Origin of the sequence: Marivita sp. S2033 (assembly GCF_046592965.1) — a bacterium.
Taxonomy (GTDB): Bacteria; Pseudomonadota; Alphaproteobacteria; order Rhodobacterales; family Rhodobacteraceae; genus Marivita.
This window is the reverse complement of the sequence record NZ_JBISBV010000058.1, coordinates 1-449: the sequence shown is the minus strand read 5'-3', so window position 1 is coordinate 449 and position 449 is coordinate 1. Positions and strand designations below refer to the sequence as shown.

General features: G+C 62.6%; 1 protein-coding gene. It reads left to right on the top strand.

Features of this window, described 5'->3' with window-relative positions; translation table 11 throughout:
* A partial coding sequence (locus ACGKZZ_RS17300) for a cation transporter (RefSeq protein ID WP_411224759.1) occupies window positions 1-449 on the top strand: 449 nt, incomplete at both ends.

Genomic DNA, 449 nt, shown 5'->3' with positions numbered 1-449 from the left:
ACCGGCTACGGTTTCGAGAAGATCGAGGACGGCGATACATCGTCCGATCCGGCCTACAAGGACCCGAGCTATCGCCGCGCGCTCTGGATCGTGGTTGCGCTCAATCTCGGATACGGCGTGGTCGAGATGTTCGGCGGGTTCCTGTCCGGTTCGCAGGCGCTGAAGGCAGACGCGCTCGATTTTCTGGGCGATGGTGCAATCACGTTTCTGGGCCTGCTCGCCATCGGCTGGAGCCTGACATGGCGGGCGCGGTCGGCGATGATCCAGGGTGTGTTTCTGGGCCTTCTGGGCCTTGGCGTTGTCGGCAGCACGCTCTGGCGTGTCCTCAACCAGACCACGCCAGAAGCCGGGTTAATGGGAGCCTTCGCGGTAGGTGCGCTGATCGTAAACATCCTCGCGGTGCTGCCGCTGCTAAAGCACCGCAAGGGTGATGCCAATATGCGAGCCGT